Genomic DNA, 16,958 nt, shown 5'->3' with positions numbered 1-16,958 from the left:
ACCATCGCGATATTCGGCGGGCTCAGTTTCCCGCTGCCGCCGCCTCGATGATCGGCACGAATTTCGCCGCGGTCAGGCTGGCGCCGCCGACCAGGGCGCCGTCGACATTCTCGGTAAACAGGATGGCGCCCGCATTCGCGCCCGTCACCGAGCCGCCATAAAGGATGCGGATGCCCGCCGCAGTATCGCCGATCATCTGGCGCAGCTTGGCGCGCGCGATCGCATGGATGCAGGCAATTTCCTCCAGCGTCGGGGTCCGGCCGGTGCCGATCGCCCAGCGCGGTTCATAGGCCAGCGTGAACCAGTCGCCGGTCGCGTCCTCGGGCACCGACTTCTCGATCTGCGCCTGGACGACGCGCTCGGCGCGGCCGGCCTCGCGCTCGGCCTCGGTCTCGCCCACGCACAGGATGACCTGCATCGCGTGGCGGTGCGCGGCCGCCGCCTTGGCCCAGGCGTCGTGGCTCGTTTCGTTCTGGTCGGCGCGGCGTTCGCTGTGCCCGACGATCACGACGCGCGCGCCCGCTTCGACCAGCATCGGCGCGGACAGGCAGCCGGTATGCGCGCCCGCATCATTGGCATGGACGTCCTGCGCACCGATCCAGACGCCTTCGGCCCGGCTCGCCGCGGCCGCGATCAGCGTCGCCGGCACGCACAGCGCGACGTCGACATCGGGGTGCGCGCGCGCAGCGGCCGCGATCGCCGCCACCGCGTCCAAGTCGCGCGCCATCCCGTTCATCTTCCAGTTGCCCGCCACCAGCTTGCGTCGCGTCATGCCTGTCCCTCCCGCTCGTTGCGTCCGCGATTAGCGCAGTCCGGCACGCGCACAAGCTTGAAAGCCCCGGCGCGCCCGCCTAGGACCCGGTTTCCCGGAACCTCAACCGATCGGCCTCCCGTCAATGCTCTCAGTCTTTCGTCGCCTGATCTTCTCGCGCATCGGTGGAATCGTCACGCTCGTCTTCCTGGTCGTGATCGCGCTGGCGTTTGCTGCGGGCGACATCACAGGCCTGCGCTCGGGTGCCCCGGCGGCGACCAGCGTCGCGCGCGTCGGCGACGAAGACATTACCTCGACCGAACTGATCCAGCGCGCCCGTCTTGAGGTCGAGGCCGCACGCCAGCGCAACCCGCTCGCCGACATGAGCCAGTTCATCGCGGCGGGGGGTCTCGAAAGCGTGCTCGACCAGCTGATTTCCGGTCAGGTGCTGCGCCAGTTCGCGACGGACGCGGGAATGGTCGTGAGCCAGAAGTTCGTCGATGGCCAGATCGCGAGCATCCCCGCCTTCCAGGGCTTTGACGGCAAGTTCAACCAGCAGACCTATGAACAGCGGCTGCGTGAACGCGGCATCACCTCCGAACAGCTTCGCGACGATATCCGGCGCGAGACGCTGGCGGGATGGCTGATCAACCCGACGATCGGGGCGCGGCAGATTTCGGCGGCGATGGCGGCACCCTATGCCTCGCTCCTCCTCGAGCGGCGCGAGGCGCTGATCGGCTTCATCCCCAGCGAGGCGGTGGACGCCGGCGGCCCGCCCGACGACAAGGCGCTGCAGGCCTATTATGGCCGCAACCGGCCCCGCTACACGATCCCGGAACGCCGCACCGTGCGTTATGCGCTGGTGACCCCGCAATCGGTCGCCGGCCAGACCACGCCCAGCGAAGCGGAAATCGCCCAGGCCTATCAGCGTGATGCCGCGCGGTTCGCCGCGAGCGAGCAGCGCACCGTGCGTCAGGTGGTGATCGCCGATCAGGCCGCCGCCAACCGGCTGGCAGCGCAGGTGCGCGGCGGCACGAGTCTCGAGGCGGCGGCGCGCACCGCCGGCTTTGAACCGACGCTGTTCACCGAAGTCAGCAAGGCCGATCTCGGCCGCCAGACCGCGCCAGCCGTGGCCGACGCCGCCTTTGCCGCCGCGCAGGGCGCGGTCGCGGGGCCCGTGCGCTCGCCGCTCGGCTGGCACGTGGTGCGGGTCGAGGCGGTCCGCGTCGTCCCTGCGCGGACGCTCGCCCAGGCGCGCGAAGCGCTGGCTTCCGAACTGCGTCAGGCCAAGACCGTGGCTGCGCTGAACGCGATGCAGAGCAAGCTGGACGACGGCATTTCCGAAGGGTCGACCTTCGACGAGTTGGTCACCGACGCCAAGCTGAAGGCGCAGTCGACCGGGTCGGTGCTGGCCAACGGGCTCAACCCGGATGCGCCGGCCCAACCCGATCCGGCGCTGGCCCGGATCATCCAGGCGGGCTTCGCCGCCAACCAGGGCGACGATCCCGAAGTGGTCCAGGTCGGTGAAGACGGCACCTTCGCGCTCGTCGCGCTCGGCGCGATCCAGGAAGCCGCCCCGCCGCCGCTGGCGCGGGTGCGCGACGCGGTGCTGCGCGATTTCGTCGCCGAGCGCGCCTTCGATCGCGCGCGCACGATTGCCGAGGGGGTCGCGGCCAAGGTCAATGCCGGCACCGCGCTGCCCGACGCGATGCGCCAGACTGGGCTCAAGCTGCCCGCCCCGACGCCGGCAAAGCTCTCGCGCGCGCAGCTCGCCGCGCAGCAGCGCAACCGCGAGGCCCAGGTGCCGCCGGCGATCGAGCTGATGTTCGCGATGACCGAGAAGCGCGCCAAGATTGCGCGCGGCGACAATACGAGCGGCTGGTTCGTCGTGTATCTGGAGGACATCATCCCCGGCGATGCCAAGGGCAATGCGCAGCTGATCGGCGCAAGCCGCTCCGCGCTGGGCGGGGTGATCGGTCGCGAATATGCCGAACAATTCGTGAAGGCGGCCGAAGCAGAGGCCGGCGTCAAGCGCAACCTGGGCGCCTTGAACAAGGTCCGCAGCGACCTTGCCGGCCAGTCCGCGCCGACGCCGTGACCCGATGATCCAGGGGCTCGATCGCGCCCGCGACGCGCTGGCGCGCGGGGTGCCCGCGCTGGTGTGGCAACGCCAGGTCGCGGATACCGAAACCCCGGTCGCCGCCGCGCTCAAGCTGATGCAGCCGGGGCGCGGCGATTTCCTGCTCGAGTCGGTCGAGGGCGGATCGGTGCGCGGGCGCCACAGCCTGATCGGGCTGGCCCCCGATCTCGTATTCAGGGCCGAAGGCAATAATGCGTCGATCAACCGCGACTGGCTGACCAACCGCGACGCCTTCATCCCGTGCGACGCGCCCAGTCTCAACGCGCTGCGCGCGCTGGTCGCCGATTGCCGCATGGACGTGCCGGGCGAGCTCCCCCGCGCGCTAGCCTGTCTGGTCGGCTATTTCGGCTATGAGACCGTCGGCCTCGTCGAACGACTGCCGCGCCCGCCGGCAAATCCGATCGACGTGCCCGACATGATGTTCGTGCGCCCGACCGTCATCCTGATCTTCGACCGGCTGGCGGACGCGCTGTTCATCGTCGCGCCGGTCTGGCCCGGCGACGGCATCGACGCGACGCTCGATCGCGCGGCCGACCGGATCGAGGCGACCGCCGCCGCGCTCACCGCCAGGCCGCTGCCCGCGCCCGCGCGGATCGATGCGGCCTGCGACATCGCGCTCGAACCCGTGCTGCCCGCCGGGCGCTATCGGGCAATGGTCGCCGCCGCCAAGGATTACATCACCGCGGGCGACATCTTTCAGGTCGTGCTGGCGCAGCGTTTCCGCGCCCCCTTCCCGCTGCCGCCGTTCGAGCTTTATCGTGCGCTGCGCCGGATCAATCCGTCGCCCTTTCTCTACCATCTCGACCTGCCCGGGTTCGCGCTGACCGGCTCGAGCCCCGAAATCCTGGTCCGGGTGCGCGACGGCGAGGTGACGATCCGTCCGATCGCCGGCACGCGCCCGCGCGGCGCGAACGCGGCGGAGGACGAGGCGAACCGCGCCAGCCTGCTCGCCGATGCCAAGGAGCGCGCCGAGCATCTGATGCTTCTCGATCTGGGCCGCAACGATGTCGGCCGGGTGGCACAAGCGGGCAGCGTGCGGGTGACCGACAGCTACATGGTCGAATTCTACAGCCACGTCATGCACATCGTATCGAATGTGGTCGGGCGTATCGCGCCGGCGCGTGACGCGATCGACGCGTTGTTCGCGGGCTTCCCCGCCGGAACCGTCAGCGGTGCGCCAAAGGTGCGCGCGTGCGAGATCATCGCGGAGCTCGAACCCGAAACGCGCGGTGCCTATGCCGGCGGCGTCGGCTATTTCTCACCCGACGGATCGATGGACAGCTGCATCGTGCTGCGTACCGCGGTGGTCAAGGACGGGGTGATGCATGTTCAGGCGGGCGCAGGGATCGTCGCCGACAGCGACCCCGCCTATGAACAGCGCGAGTGCGAAGCCAAGGCCGGCGCGCTTCTCGCGGCCGCCCGCGACGCGCTGGCGCGCGCGGCGGCGCCCGGCTTCGGGCAATAGACCGCGCTCAATCGTCCTTTTCGTCGTCCTTGTCGTCGTCCTCGGCATCTTCGCGGCGCAGGGTGGACTCCAGCCGCCCCGCCTCGACCCGCTTCGCGTCGCGATCGTCGCGCCACAGCCGAAGCAACGCGCTGTTGCACCCGGTCTGACCGCCGGTTCCGACCGGGGAGCAACTGCCGGGACGGCCGACGCGATTGACTTCCTCGATCAGTTCGGCGCGCCGCGTCCAGCTTGCGCTGGGAGGCTCGACGGGGCGCTCACGGAACTGCTTGGGAATGCGGTACTGCTCGTCGCGATCCTCGCGCGAGCATACGACGATGTCGTCGGGGCCGCCGCTCGGACAGGGATCGTCGCCATAAACGATCAGGTTGATGATCCGTTGCGGCGGCGTACCGCCCGCAGCCGGCTCCGCATCCTGCCCCGCCGGGGCGGCGAGCAACGCCAAAACCGCAAAGAGCATCGCGTTACTCCGCATTGATCGTCAAAGGTGACCGCGCATCCTCGACGAAGCCGGCTTTCCAGAAGCTGAACCGGGTCAGCGCGGTCAGGCCTCTGCCGAGACCTCGACATCGCCCATCAGCAGGTCGGTGAAGCGCTTGCGCCACCAGATCACGTCCTGCTGCTCGACATTGTCCATCATCCGCCGCCACCGCGACTGGCGCTCGTCGCGCGGCATGCGCAGCGCGCGCAGGATCGCGTCGGACATCTCCTCCGCGCTGTACGGATTGACGAGCAACGCGCCTTCACCCAGCTGCGCGGCCGCACCCGCAAAGCGTGACAGGATCAGCACGCCGGGGTCCTCCGGATCCTGCGCCGCGACATATTCTTTGGCGACCAGGTTCATCCCGTCGCGCAACGGCGTCACCAGACCGATCCGCGCCGCGCGATAGATGCCGGCCAGCACGTCGCGGGGATAGCCCTGATTGACGTAACGGATCGGCACCCAGTCGACATCGGCATAGCCGCCGTTGATCCGGCCCGACAGCCCTTCCAGCGTGGCGCGAATCTTCTGATAGCTCTCGACCGCGCCGCGCGACGGCGGTGCAATCTGGAGCAGGAACACCTCCTTGCGCTCCTCGGGGTGATCCTTGAGAAACTGCTCGTAGCCGAGGAAGCGTTCCTCCAGCCCCTTGGAATAGTCCAGCCGGTCGACTCCGACGATCATGTCGCGCCCGACCGCGCTGTCGCGCATCCGCCGATAGCTGAGCCGTGCGGGCGGCGAATTGGCGGCGGCGACGAATTCCTGCGTGTCGATGCCGATCGGGTTGGCGACGACGCGCACCGTGCGCGCCCCCAGTTTCAGCACGTCCGGCGCGATCCGCTCGGCACCCAGATCCTTGACCGCGAAATCGCAGAAGCTTTCCAGCCACTCCTCAATATGAAAGCCGATGACGTCATAGGCGAACAGCGTCGCGACGAGCTCGCCCGCCTCGGGCAATGTATTGAGCAGCCGGCGCGGCGGCCACGGAATGTGGAGGAAAAAGCCGATCCGGTTCTTGCAGCCCCGGTCGCGCAGCTCGCCCCCGAGCGGGAACATGTGATAATCCTGGATCCAGATCACGTCGTCTGGCTCGATCAGCGGGCGGACGGTATCGGCGAACCGCTCGTTCACACGCTTGTAGCCGCCTGCGAAGTCGCGGGCATATTCGGCCAGGTCGATGCGGTAGTGGAACAGCGGCCACAGCGTACGATTGGCGAAACCGTTATAATATTCGTCGACGTCCTGTTCCTCCAGGTCGACCGTCGCCGTGGTGACGCCATGCGCGCGCTGAAAGTTGATATGGCCGCTGAACACGTCCGTCGTCTCGCCCGACCACCCGAACCACAACCCGCGATATTCGCGCAGCGCCGCCGCGAGCGCGACTGCCAGCCCGCCCTGCGCCCCCGACTTCGAATCGGTCGGCGCGGACACGCGATTGGAAATGATGATCAGCCGGTTCATCGGATCGCGCTCCACGGTTTGCTCAACAGGACGGCGCAATTGATCATGCCGACCAGCGAATAGGTCTGGGGATAGTTCCCCCAGAGTTCGCCGCTGGCCGGGTCGATATCCTCCGACAATAGGCCGGCGGCGGTGCGACGCGCCAGCATTTCCTCGAACAGCGCACGCGCGTCGGCATCGCGGCCGGTGAAATGCAGCGCCTCGATCAACCAGAAGGTGCACACGTTGAACGCGGTTTCGGGCAGGCCGAAATCGTCCTCGGTATCATAACGCAGCATGTGCGATCCGCGCCGCAGCCCGGTCTCGACAGCGTCCAGCGTGCCGCGGAAGCGCGGATCGTCGGGTGACAGGAACCGCAGGTCGAGCAGCTGCAACAGGCTGGCGTCGAGATCATCGCCCGTAAAGGTCGCCGAAATCCGGTTGGTGCCCGGGCGCCAGGCTGCATCCTCGATCCGCGCGCGCATGACGTCGGCGCGCGCGTTCCAGAAGTCGGCGCGCGCATCGAGACCGAGCCGCGTCGCCGCATTGCCCAGCCGGTCGCACGCTGCCCAGCACATCGCTGCGGAATAGGTGTGCGCCGCTTGACGGGTGCGCAGCTCCCACAAACCCGCGTCGGGCTGATCATACAACTCCCAGGCGCGCTCGCCGACGCGTTCCAGTGCCTCGAAATCCTCGGCATTGGCGACGCGGAACAGCCGCGCGTCGAAAAACGCCTGAACGTTGGACAGCACGATCTGGCCATAGGCGTCGTGCTGGCGCTGCTCATACGCCTGGTTGCCGACGCGAACCGGCCCCATGCCGCGATAGCCGGCCAGGCCCGGCGCGGTGCGTTCGGTCAGCTCCTGCTCGCCGAGGACGCCATAGAGCGGCTGGATGTCGCCGCCCTTTGCCTGATCGACGATGTTGCGCAGATAGCCGAGATACCCCTCCAGCACATCGAGCGCGCCGACGCGGTTGAGCGCCTGCACCGTGTAATAGGCATCGCGGATCCAGCAATAGCGATAGTCCCAATTGCGCTGCGACCCGGCATGTTCCGGAATCGACGTGGTCAGCGCGGCGACGATCGCGCCGGTTTCCTCGTGCTGGCAAAGCTTCAGCGTGATCGCGCAGCGGATGACGACGTCCTGCCACTCGAACGGCGTCGCCAGCCCCCGCGCCCAATGCTGCCAATGGCGGGTGGTATAGCTCAGCATCTCCTCGAACGTGGTCGCGATATCGCCCGAAAAGCTCTCGTCCGGACCCAGGAAGAAATGCAGCGGCCCCTCGACCCGGAATGCGCGCTCGGCCTCGATCAGGCCGACCGGCGCCGTCGTCGACAGGCGGACAAACATGCCATCGAGGCGATGGCGCAGATGGTTGGACCCGCTGGTCCGCTCAATCGCCGCATCGCCCCAGCCGCGCGTGGGACGCAGGCGAACGCGGATCCGCGGCCGTCCCGACAGCGGGCGGACGCGACGGGCAAAGGCGACCGGACGATAGGTGCGCCCCAGCCGCTCGAAGCGCGGACAGAAATCGACGATCTCGATCGCGCTCCCCTCCGCATCGGTCAGCGTGCTGACCAGGATCGGTGTGTTGGGCAGGTAATGCTGCGCGACCGACACGCATCCCTCCAGATCGATCGCCCATAGTCCCGTCGCGTCAGCCGATCCCGGGTCGTGCCCGGCGATGAGCGCGGAAAACATCGGATCGCCGTCGACGCGGGGCACGCATGCCCATACCATCCGCGCATCACGGTCGATCAGCGCGCTGACCTGGCAATTGCCGATCGGCCAGAGGTCGAGCGTCGCCGCGCTCAATGCCCGGCTCCCGCCAGACCGGACAGCCAGTCATGCACCGCCGCGACATCGTCCAGCCGCGCGCTTGCGGCAGTCTCGCGCAGTTCGCCGACCAGCACACCCAGTCCACCAAAACCCGCCACCGCCAAAAATCCCTCCTCATCCGTCACATCGTCGCCGACGAACACCGGAACGCTGCCGGCGAACTGCGGGTCGGCCATGAACGCGCGCACGGCATCGCCCTTGGTCGATCCGGGCAGGCGAAGCTCGTGCACCATCTTTCCTGTCTGCAGCGCAAACCCCTCCGACTCCGCGAAATGCTGCATGATTGCTGCGCACGCATCCGCAGCATCCGGCGCGCCGCGATGATGCAGCGCCACCCCCAGCGGCTTCGCTTCGACGAGCGTGCCTGGGTTACTGGCGGCGAACGCATGAAGTTCGGCGGTGATGCCATCGAGGGCGGCCGGACGATCCACCGGCCGTCGCGTGCCGTCCGGCCAGCGCAGCTCGGCGCCATGGCTGCCGCTTGCCGCGATGTCCGGAAGCTCCAGCAACGCATCCAGATCGTCGAGCGCGCGGCCGCTGATGATCGCCAGCCGCCCACCCAGCCGATCGCGCAGGCGCTGGATCAGCGCGGGCAAATCTGGCGAGACGCATACGGCATCGGGACGCGCGGCGATCGCCACCAACGTGCCATCGAAATCGAGAAACAGCGCGGCTCCGTCGCCCAGCGCCGATGGCGGGCGCGCGAGGTCGACCATCGGCTCGCCTCTCCGATCGGCTTCGATCATGAATTCTGCCTCCCGCGATGACGAACGCATCCGGCGCGAATTTGTTTCGCACTGCAACACCAAAGCGTGGCGACAGGTCGGTCGTCGGCGATCACGCCGCGCGTTGACGGTCCCGGCGGGGTTCGGGGTTGGAAAACACCATCTCGTCGTCCACCGACCCGAAGCGCAACGTCATTACGTCGCGCATATAATTCTGGTTAAGCCGCCACGGCTTGCGCGATCCCTGTTTGGGAAAGCGCGCCAGCGCGCGCTGGACATAGCCCGACGTGAAATCGAGAAAGGGCGCAGGCTCGATCGCGCCCGAAGGCTGCGGCGTGCACTGGCGCAGCCCGCGCTTGCGCATCGTGTTGAGCAGGCGACAGACATATTCGGAGGTCAGGTCCGCCTTCAGCGTCCACGACGCGTTGGTATAGCCGAAAGTGTAGGCAAGATTGGGGATACCGCTGAACATCATCCCCTTGTAATTCAGCGTCTCCGCCGGGTCGACGCGCTTGCCGTCGATCCACAGCGGCACGTCGCTCATCAGCTGCAGCTCCAGCCCGGTGGCGGTAACGACGATGTCGGCGGGCAGGAGCTCGCCCGTGGTCAGCCGGATGCCGTCGGCAACGAACCGGTCGATCTGTCCCGTCACCACCGCAGCCGCGCCCGAACGGATCGCAGCAAACAGATCAGCATCGGGCACCAGGCAGATGCGCTGGTCCCACGGGTTATAGCTTGGCGTGAAATGCGTTTCCACATCGTAGCCGCTGCCGAGTTCGTCGCGAACCATGCCGACCAGCCGCTGCTTGGTCTCCGCCGGACGCTTGCGGGCGATCCGATAGAAGAATTGCTGCATCGCCACATTCTTCCAGCGGGTCAGGGCATAGGCGAGGCGCGCGGGCAGCACCCGGCGCATCGCGTTGGCGATCCCGTCTTCCGACGGACGCGACACGATATAGGTCGGCGACCGCTGCAGCATCGTCACCTGCGCTGCCTGTTTCGCCATCTCGGGCACCAGCGTCACTGCGGTCGCGCCGCTGCCGATGACGATCACGCGCTTGCCAACATAATCGAGATCGTCAGGCCAGAATTGCGGGTGCACCACGCGCCCCGCAAAGCCGTCGATCCCCGCAAAGTCGGGGGTATAGCCGCGCTGGTAGTTGTAATAGCCCGAGCACATGAACAGGAAGGCGCAGGTCATTTGCCGCTTCTCGCCATCGGGCCCGATGTCCAGCTCGATCGTCCAGCGCGCCGCCTCGCTCGACCATTCTGCGCGCACCATGCGGTGCTGCAGCCGGATATGCCGGTCGAGGTCGTGCTCGCGCACCGTTTCGTGGAGATAGTTGAGGATCGCCGGGCCGTCGGCGATTGCCTTGGCCTCGGTCCATGGCCGGAACGAAAAGCCCAGCGTGTACATGTCCGAATCCGAACGGATGCCCGGATAGCGGAACAGGTCCCACGTCCCGCCGATCCGGTCACGCCCCTCCAGGATGACAAAGCTGCGGTCGGGGCAACGCGCCCGGAGATGATAGCCCGCACCGATGCCGGACAGGCCCGCACCCACCACGATCACGTCGACATGCTCGGTCATGCGCATCCTCTTCACCCGGAAGCGTAAGGGATCGCGGCGCGGAAGGGAAGAATTTACATCGGTGTCAATAGTCGCGCGAGTAGCGGACATTGACGTTGGAGCCACCGAACGAGCTGGTCTGCGACAGGACGCTGAGCGCGCGGGTCAGCGCGATTTCCAGCTGCGTGGCGGTAAAGCCCCGCGCGTCGGTGATGATCTCCACATAGATGTCGTCGGTGATGTACTGCCCCGCCGCCAGCGCGATGTCGCGATTGCTCGCCTCATCCGCGCCCAGGATGCGCAGCCGGTCGATACCGACCGCGGAGCGCAGGCTGCCCAGCGGATTGAGCCCGCCGCCACCGCCGCGCAGCGAATTGAGCGCCGCGGCAAGCTGGATCGCCTCGGTCGCCGACAGGTCGGTGACCGACCGCCCGAACAGCAGCCGCGACAGCACCTCGTCCTGGGCGAGCGCGGGCGTCGAACTGAACACAACCCGCGGCGACTGACCCGAACCGGTGATGCTGAGCGTCGCCGTCACCTCGTCCGCGCGCGTGCTGGCCGCGATGTCGAGCTGCGGGTTGCTGACCGGACCGCCTTCGAAATTGACGATGCCGCGCGTCAGGTCGAACCGCTTCCCCGCAAAGCTGTAGGTGCCGCGGATCACCTCCGCACGCCCGACGACGCGCGGGTCGGTGGCGGTGCCGCGGACGCGCAGGTTGATGCTCCATTCGGATTCGAGCCCCATCCCGCTGACATACACGCGGTTGTCGGCGTTGATCCTCAGGTTGAGGCGGAAATTGCCCGGCGTCGGCGGCGGTGTTGGGCGCGGGCGGGCGCGGGCATCGGCCGCGCGCGCAATCTCGCGCTTGCGGCGGACGCCGGTCAGCGCGGGCACTTCCGACGCGCCCTGATAGACGATCTGGTAGCGCGCCTCGGGGATCGTCAGCTGACCCGTGATGTCGCCGCCATCCGGCCCGTTGACGATGCGGATATCCCCGGTGGCGGTCGCGCCGAGCGAATCGCCGCGCGCCAGCCGCGCATTGGCCAGCTTGGCACGGATGTCGATCGGAAAGCCCCGGTCTGCGGCCAGCCCGATCGTGCCCGTGGCCTGCACCGTGCCCTCGCCCGCGCGCGCGCTCAGGTCGGTCAGGTCGAACCGGTCGCGCGTGAAGCGGCCGTTCACGCGCATCGCGGTCAGCCGCGTGCCGTAGGTTTCGTTGTCATAGGTGAGGTTGGTCGCCCGGACCACGCCGTTCAGCTGCGGCGCGCCCAGCCGTCCGCCGAAATCCACGCCCACCGCAATCGGCCCCGACAGTTGCTGGTCGGCAATGCCCGCAAAGGAGAACAGCACGCCCGCCGGGCCGTTGTAGCGGAGGCCGCCGTCGAGCGGCGCGGCCAGCAATTGCTGGACCCAGCCCCCCGCCCCGGCCGGCAACGGCGCGAGCGTCGCGACCATGCGCCCGATCGTCGTGTCGCCGCGCCGGATCAGTGCCCGCCCCTGGCCACCGCCGGCATCGACATTGCCCGCAAAGACGATGTCGACGGGCGCCGACACGCTGCTCAGGCTCGACCGGCGGAACCCCTTGATCGTCAAACGCGCGTCCGCCTCGGGCACGCGGGCACCCTGCCCTTGCGTGAAGTCGACGCTGCCGCTGGCGGTGCCCGCGATGCCCAGCCCCGGCAGGAATGCGTTGACCAGCGACAGGTCGAGCGACGTGATCCGCGACTGCATCGCCAGCCCATTGCCATAGCGGCCGGCAAGCGTCATCGATCCGCCCTTCAGGTCGATCCGCGTCGGTGCCAGCCGCCACGCCCCTTCGCTGCGGACGAGGCGGGCCGGCGTGGCGGTCCGGAAGTCGATGCCGTTGCCCGCCCCCTCCAGCGCGACGACATATTGGTCGGGTGCGATGCGCGCATTGGCGGCGATGCGGAACGGCACGCCCGACGATCCTTCGCCGAACAGCTGCGCGGTGCCGCTGCCGCCGCGCAGGTTGATCCGGCCGCGCCCGCGCGCGAGCACGAAATTGCCGGCGCTGACGTCGGCGAACTGCGCGTCACCCGTGATCGTCGGGGTTTCCGCGAGCAGCGCGCTGCCGGTGATCGTCGCCCGTCCGATGGTCAGGCCGGCATCGCCCGGAATGACCGCGTTGCTGGCGCGCGCATTTACATCCACCCGCTGCGTCGCGCCCGCGGCCGACAGTCGGGCGACGCCGTTGACGCCCGATCCGCCGAAATCGAGCGCGCCTGCAAACGGCCCGGCCGGGGCCTGGCGAAGCCGCCCCGTAATGTCCATGCCGGCAAAGCGCGCGGCGAGGACATCGACGCTCAACGCGCCTGCGGTGCGCAGCAGCACGTCAGCGCGCACGGGCCCGTAATCGGTTTCGCCATTGGCGACGATCGCGTATCCGTCCCCCTGTCCGCGCACGCGCGCGACCAGGTCGCTCAGCCCGACGCCGACCCCCGGGCGCGCGGCGCGCAGAAGGACGATTGGGCGGGCCACCGTCCCCTCGACCTGCGCGGCCACCGGGCCGTACTGCGTCGAATAGCCGGTGGCGGCGAAGCGGATCGGCCCGTCGGCGACCACACTGCCCGACCCGTCGGTGATGCGGAAATCGGGCGCGTTGAGCCGCAGCCGCGCCAGCGTCAGCCGGCCGTCGGGCGCGATGCCGACCTGCGCGCTGGCGTAGGCGTTGCCGCCCAGGAACGATCGCGCGCCGTCGTTGAAGATCCGCGCAGTGCGCAATGCGACGCGCCCGCGAATGCCGTAACCGCCGCCAGGGGCGGTATAGAGATCGGCGTCGGTCTGGACATTGACGATGCCGACGCTGTCGATGCGATAATCGTTCACCCGCCCCTTCAGCGCACCGGTGTAGCGTCCCGCGGCGATATCGGCGACCAGGATCGCGGTCGCGTCGATACGATCGGATCGCAGCCGCAGATTGTCCGACAGGATCGTCGCGCCGTTAACCGCCAGGTCGCCGTCGACCCGGACATTGGTCAGCAAGCCGCCCGCCGCGGCGTTGAGCCCGCGCACCCGCATCGCGCGCGCCGACACCGGGATGAGGATGCGGTCGGCATCGACCGTCGCCCGGCCTTCGGCTTGCAAACGCTCGACAACGGTGGTGCCGAACCCGATCGCGGCGGCGGTCACCCGATAATCGACCGTCGGCGTGGCAAAGGGTCCGGCGAGTGCCAGTGTCGCGCGCACCGCGTCGCCGTTCAGATTGTCCGCGATCGCGCCCGGCGTGCGCAACAGCGCGTCGACGCGGACGTCGCCAAAGCGGCTGGTACCGAGATCCAGCAGCCCGCGCGCGGTCATCGCCAGCGCGTCGGAGGACAGCCGCAGATCGGCATCGACCCGGCGCGCGTCGCCCAGCGTCGCGTCGAGCGCGACCTTGAGGCCCGGGCGGGTCAGCCGCTCGACCGGCCCCTCCAGCACCAGTCCGGGTCGGGCGATGCCGCGCACCGCGAAGCGCCCGTCACGTGCCGCAACGCCCAGATCGGCGAGCGGCTGCCCGCCCATCACGCCGCGCACGCGACCGTCCCAGCGCGCCCAGCTGCCGCGCCCGCCAACCAACAGCTGCAGGGGCAGGTCGGCACCGGTGATGCCGGCCAGCACGCCGCCCCTGGGTGCGCGCAGGTCGAGCGCGAGGTCGAGGCGGTCGGCATCGGGCACGGCGTCGAGCCGCAGCATCAGCTGATCGCCACCCGCCAGTCCAGGCGCGGCGATCGCGACCGCTTCCGCATTTATCTGGGCGCGGCGGTCGGCGATGTGCGCTGCCCCCGCCAGCCGCAACGTCGCGCGCCGGCCCGCGACCGGCGGCGCGAGTTCGATGCGGTCGATGGCAAGCCGGTCCACGTCGATGTCGATGTCGGGCAGGATCGGCGCGTCGGGATCGCTCGGCACCGCCTTCAGCTCCGGCAACCGCGCGATGCGGATCAGCGGGCTGGTCAGCGCGCGGATGTCGACATGGTTGCGCGCGAACGCCAGCGGGCGCCAGTCCAGCCGCAGCTCGGGCGACGTCGCAAAGACGCCGCGCTGATCGCGCAGCCGCACATCGTAAAGCACCATCGCGCCATAGATCGACCCGTCGATCCGCCCGACCTGAAGGTTCAGCCCCGATGCGAGCGTATAGCCGTTGATCCGGTCGGCGACGAAGCGGCGACCCGGCGACGTGTTGAGCAAGACTGCGGCGAGGACGAGCAGCGCCAGCAACGCGACGATCGCGATTGCCAACCCGCGCAGCACGCGCCCGGCCACCGGACGACGCGCCGTCGCCTCGGCAGGTGCGGGTCCGGGTGCGGCGTCGTCCATCAAAACGCCTGCCCGATCGAGAGGTAAAGCGTCAGGGTTGACTCGCCCGGTCGCCGGTTGATCGGCGTCGCCACGTCGATCCGCAGCGGCCCGAAATTGGTATAGTAGCGCGCGCCGACCCCGACGCCGAAACGGATGTCCGAAAATTCGGGGAGCGTGCCGGTATAGGCCTGTCCCGCATCGATGAACGGCACGATGCCGAAATTGCCGAAGCGATAGCGCGCCTCCAGCGCGAACTCGTTCAGGCTGCGCCCGCCGATGTAGCGGAAGGTGGAGCTGGGTTCGCCGGTTTCCTCGTCAATCTCGATGATCTCGACCCGCGGTCCGAGTTCCTGAAAGCCGAAACCGCGCACCGAACCGCCGCCGCCGCTGTACAACCGCCGCGACGGGGCGAGGTCGTTGCGCTCGACGCCCTGGATCGACCCGACCCGCACGCGTCCCGCGATCACCAGGTCGTCGCGCACCGGGTAGTAGGCGGTGCCCTCCAGGATCGTCGCGACATAGGGGCGGAACGCGCCGCGCACCGACGTCTCCGGCCGCACCGTCGCATTGAGGCGAAAGCCCCGGGTCGGGTCGAGCAGGTCGTCGGAAGTGTCGAAACCGGCGAACAGCGGCAGCGCGGCGATGAAATAGGTGCCGCGATCGGGCACGCTGCGCGCCAGGTCGAAATTATCCTCGTTCGTGCCGATCAGCTCGAAGCCGTAGGCATAAGTGAAACGCTTTTGCCAGATCGGCGTGGAATCATAGGACCAGCGCGCGGCGATTCCGCCGGTGAACGCTTCGAACGCATTGTAATTGCTCCGGTTCGCGCTGACCGTCGCCTGGAATGTCCGGTCGCGGCGGCCCGCATTCGATCGCCGGAACGTCACGCTCGCGCCCTGTTCCTGCGTGCCCGCGACCGCGCGCGCGATCAGCGCCCCTTCGGGCGGGAACAGGTTTCGGTGCGTCCACGCGCCTTCGATGCGCAGGCCCTGGCCAGTGCCATAGCCACCCTCGGCGGAGATCGTCCGCGCCGGCCCGGCACGCTGGCGGACGAGCAGGTCGACCTGCTCGGTGCCGTCGGGGCCGGGCCGCCCGGTCCGCTGCGGCTCGACCGACACCGTGCGAAACAGCCCCGTGGCGACCAGCGCCTGGCGCAGGTCGTCAACCTTCCGGCTGTCGTAAAGCTCGCCCGGCTCGAAACGGGCGAGCAGCGCGAGATGTTCGGCGTCGAACACGTCCGGGACGCGGCGACGCGCGCGGGTCGCTGTGTCAGCGCCTTCCTCGCCCGGACCCGGACCCGCACCAACACGTTCGCGCGACCTCGGCTCGCCCGGCAACAGCGCGCGACGCGACACGAAGCCGCCAAAGGTCGATCGCGGCCCCGTGTCGACGGGCAGCGTGTAGTCGCCGGTCAGCGTCACCTCGTCGAGCAGGATGTCGCGCTGGCCGACCTCGGCGAACGGATAGCCGTTCTGTACCAGCTGCAGGCTGACATTGGCCTCCGCGCCCTGCACACGATCGGCGTCGATCGGCTCGCCCGTGGTCAGCGGCAACGCGTCGCGCACCAGTCCGGGCGGCACCACCGGATCGTGGGCCACCCTCACCTCGCCCAATCGATAGCGTTCGCCGGGCACCGCGTTGATCACCGCGCGCAGCCGGCCGTCGCGTCCCGCGCCCTGTTCGAGCACGGCGGTCGCGGTGGCATCGTAATAGCCGCGCGACTGCATCAGCCGGACGGCGAGCAATTCGTCCTCGCGGGCACGCGCGGCAACCATCGTCGCGTTCGCCGCCTTGCCGTCGCCCTTCTCCAGCGCCGAAAATTCCTCGAACGCATTTTCCAGCCCGACGACATCAAGGCCGCGCACCGCATAGTCGTAGCGGATCTCGACATTTTCGTCGTCGGGCGCAGCCACCTCGACAAGCGGCTCCGCGTCGAACTGCGCGAGACCTGGCAGCGGCTGCGCGATCTCGGCGGGAAGCGCCTCGGGCGCTGCAATCTCCGGGCCGTCGGGCTGAACCGGCGGCGCTTGCTGGGTGGGCAACGCCGGCACCATCGGTTCGAGCGGCGCGTTCAGGTCGTCCGACAGCGGCGGCAGCGCATCCTCGAACTCGCTGTCGGCGACGATCGGCTTGTCGGATTGCGGGTCTGGCGTGTCCTGCGCATGGCATGGCGATGCCGCCAGGCTCAGGCCCGCCAGCACCCCTATCGCGCAACTCGTCAACCCCTTGGCCTGCACCGCGCCTTCTT

Annotated in this window: 10 protein-coding genes; 2 read left to right on the top strand and 8 right to left on the bottom strand. The window is 68.8% G+C overall.

What is annotated here, in order from left to right; translation table 11 throughout:
- Positions 1 to 22 precede the first annotated feature (22 nt).
- Entirely contained in the window at positions 23 to 772 is a 750-nt protein-coding gene (gene tpiA / locus AX676_RS08805; protein WP_066479778.1) for a triose-phosphate isomerase, read from the bottom strand.
- A 124-nt stretch (positions 773 to 896) separates the two neighbouring features.
- On the opposite strand from tpiA, the gene AX676_RS08800 reads away from it, so the two are divergent.
- Positions 897 to 2,849 carry a peptidylprolyl isomerase gene (locus AX676_RS08800; RefSeq protein ID WP_066479781.1) on the top strand — a complete coding sequence of 651 codons (1,953 nt, stop codon included), beginning with the start codon at positions 897 to 899 and terminating at the stop codon, positions 2,847 to 2,849.
- 4 nt (positions 2,850 to 2,853) lie between these two features.
- Positions 2,854 to 4,356, top strand: coding sequence for an anthranilate synthase component I family protein (locus tag AX676_RS08795; RefSeq protein ID WP_066479784.1), 1,503 nt, complete (start codon positions 2,854 to 2,856; stop codon positions 4,354 to 4,356).
- A 7-nt stretch (positions 4,357 to 4,363) separates the two neighbouring features.
- Here AX676_RS08795 and AX676_RS08790 read toward each other — a convergent pair whose 3' ends face one another.
- The 7 genes from AX676_RS08790 to AX676_RS08760 form a co-directional block, all read right to left on the bottom strand.
- Positions 4,364 to 4,816: a hypothetical protein gene (locus tag AX676_RS08790; RefSeq protein ID WP_197417195.1), complete on the bottom strand. Its 453-nt coding sequence runs from the start codon at positions 4,814 to 4,816 to the stop codon at positions 4,364 to 4,366.
- Positions 4,817 to 4,900: 84 nt separating this feature from the next.
- Entirely contained in the window at positions 4,901 to 6,298 is a 1,398-nt protein-coding gene (locus AX676_RS08785) for an alpha,alpha-trehalose-phosphate synthase (UDP-forming) (RefSeq protein WP_066480162.1), read from the bottom strand.
- Positions 6,295 to 8,094: a glycoside hydrolase family 15 protein gene (locus AX676_RS08780; protein WP_066479786.1), complete on the bottom strand. Its 1,800-nt coding sequence runs from the start codon at positions 8,092 to 8,094 to the stop codon at positions 6,295 to 6,297. The genes AX676_RS08785 and AX676_RS08780 overlap by 4 nt, the downstream gene beginning before the upstream one ends.
- Positions 8,091 to 8,864: a trehalose-phosphatase gene (gene otsB / locus AX676_RS08775; RefSeq protein ID WP_231726156.1), complete on the bottom strand. Its 774-nt coding sequence runs from the start codon at positions 8,862 to 8,864 to the stop codon at positions 8,091 to 8,093. Before otsB ends, AX676_RS08780 begins: the two co-directional genes overlap by 4 nt.
- A 91-nt stretch (positions 8,865 to 8,955) precedes the next feature.
- On the bottom strand, positions 8,956 to 10,434 hold the full coding sequence (locus tag AX676_RS08770) for a flavin-containing monooxygenase (protein WP_197417196.1): 1,479 nt from the start codon (positions 10,432 to 10,434) through the stop codon (positions 8,956 to 8,958).
- Positions 10,435 to 10,498: 64 nt separating this feature from the next.
- Positions 10,499 to 14,728, bottom strand: a complete 4,230-nt coding sequence (locus AX676_RS08765) for a translocation/assembly module TamB domain-containing protein (RefSeq protein ID WP_066479788.1) — start codon at positions 14,726 to 14,728, stop codon at positions 10,499 to 10,501.
- Positions 14,728 to 16,947, bottom strand: coding sequence for an autotransporter assembly complex protein TamA (locus tag AX676_RS08760; RefSeq protein WP_231726157.1), 2,220 nt, complete (start codon positions 16,945 to 16,947; stop codon positions 14,728 to 14,730). Before AX676_RS08760 ends, AX676_RS08765 begins: the two co-directional genes overlap by 1 nt.
- Positions 16,948 to 16,958 lie beyond the last annotated feature (11 nt).

This window comes from Sphingomonas sp. CCH21-G11, from assembly GCF_001555965.1.
GTDB lineage: Bacteria > Pseudomonadota > Alphaproteobacteria > Sphingomonadales > Sphingomonadaceae > Sphingomonas.
This window is presented reverse-complemented; position numbering and strand designations above follow the sequence as displayed.

Bases quoted from the DNA above. Each gene is read 5' to 3' on its own strand.
- tpiA (WP_066479778.1), bottom strand. From the start codon at position 772: ATGACGCGACGCAAGCTGGTGGCGGGCAACTGGAAGATGAACGGGATG.
- AX676_RS08800 (WP_066479781.1), top strand. From the start codon at position 897: ATGCTCTCAGTCTTTCGTCGCCTGATCTTCTCGCGCATCGGTGGAATC.
- AX676_RS08795 (WP_066479784.1), top strand. From the start codon at position 2,854: ATGATCCAGGGGCTCGATCGCGCCCGCGACGCGCTGGCGCGCGGGGTG.
- AX676_RS08790 (WP_197417195.1), bottom strand. From the start codon at position 4,816: ATGCTCTTTGCGGTTTTGGCGTTGCTCGCCGCCCCGGCGGGGCAGGAT.
- AX676_RS08785 (WP_066480162.1), bottom strand. From the start codon at position 6,298: ATGAACCGGCTGATCATCATTTCCAATCGCGTGTCCGCGCCGACCGAT.
- otsB (WP_231726156.1), bottom strand. From the start codon at position 8,864: ATGATCGAAGCCGATCGGAGAGGCGAGCCGATGGTCGACCTCGCGCGC.
- AX676_RS08770 (WP_197417196.1), bottom strand. From the start codon at position 10,434: ATGACCGAGCATGTCGACGTGATCGTGGTGGGTGCGGGCCTGTCCGGC.
- AX676_RS08765 (WP_066479788.1), bottom strand. From the start codon at position 14,728: ATGGACGACGCCGCACCCGGACCCGCACCTGCCGAGGCGACGGCGCGT.